Origin of the sequence: Hymenobacter lapidiphilus, assembly GCF_013377885.1 — a bacterium.
Classification (GTDB): Bacteria; Bacteroidota; Bacteroidia; order Cytophagales; family Hymenobacteraceae; genus Hymenobacter; species Hymenobacter lapidiphilus.
The window spans coordinates 1-701 of record NZ_JABKAU010000109.1; the positions used below are offsets into that span (position 1 = coordinate 1).

Here is a 701-nt window from a genome sequence, read left to right on the forward strand (position 1 = left end):
ACCCAGGCGGTGAATGTATCCTCTAACGCCCGGGCCAGCGCCGGCGGGCCGTGGCAGACGACGCGCACGGTAGCCGGCGGATCGGGGTCGTTCCAGGTGCCCGGCGGCCAGGGTACGGCCGCAAACCCGGGCGCGGGCGGCGCGGGCGGGCGCTGGTCGCATGCAATGCGGGCCGGGGTGCGCCGATTCGGGGCCACCACAGCCACCGCCGCCCCTTCCGGCTCCGGTGTTACGGTTGCGGGGCGTACGTTGCGTGGCGGGGCCTTTGGCGCGGTGTGGTGGGATTTCCAGCCGTTCATGGGGTGGCGGTGTCAATTCGTTCAACTCGGCCAACCTGCCACAGAAACAGGGGCGAACCGTTGGGCTTGCCGTTTCGCAGCGGCTGCAGTTGCGGGTGGCCCACACCATCGAGCGTGATCAAAAATTCCATCTTGCCCGTTTCATCCGTGCGTACATGGTCGCCAATCCAAATACCATCCGTAAGCAGTTCGCGGGCCGTGGTGAGCAAACGCTGCTCACGGGCCAACGCATTGTAGGCGGCGTGGGCTTCAAGCACGGCCGGGGCTATCTCCATCAGGCGGTTGGTGAGATGAAGGGTGGTCTTGTCTTTCAGGTCTTGTAGTTCCATAGTTTCGGGGCGTTACTGGTGAATCGGTTAAAACGGCACCGTCCGGGTGGCCCCGGGGGCGGCGGGTGTGTCG

At 65.9% G+C, this 701-nt stretch carries 2 protein-coding genes; both read right to left on the reverse strand.

Annotated features, from left to right (window positions below; all coding sequences use genetic code 11):
- Positions 1-299 (reverse strand): hypothetical protein (locus HW554_RS20315; RefSeq protein ID WP_218134822.1); only part of this gene is annotated, 299 nt, incomplete at its 3' end.
- Positions 296-628 (reverse strand): hypothetical protein, encoded by a 333-nt coding sequence (locus HW554_RS20320; RefSeq protein WP_176910354.1) that lies wholly within the window; start codon positions 626-628, stop codon positions 296-298. The genes HW554_RS20315 and HW554_RS20320, both read right to left, overlap by 4 nt.
- Positions 629-701: the final 73 nt, after the last annotated feature.

Bases quoted from the DNA above. Each gene is read 5' to 3' on its own strand.
- HW554_RS20320 (WP_176910354.1), bottom strand. From the start codon at position 628: ATGGAACTACAAGACCTGAAAGACAAGACCACCCTTCATCTCACCAAC.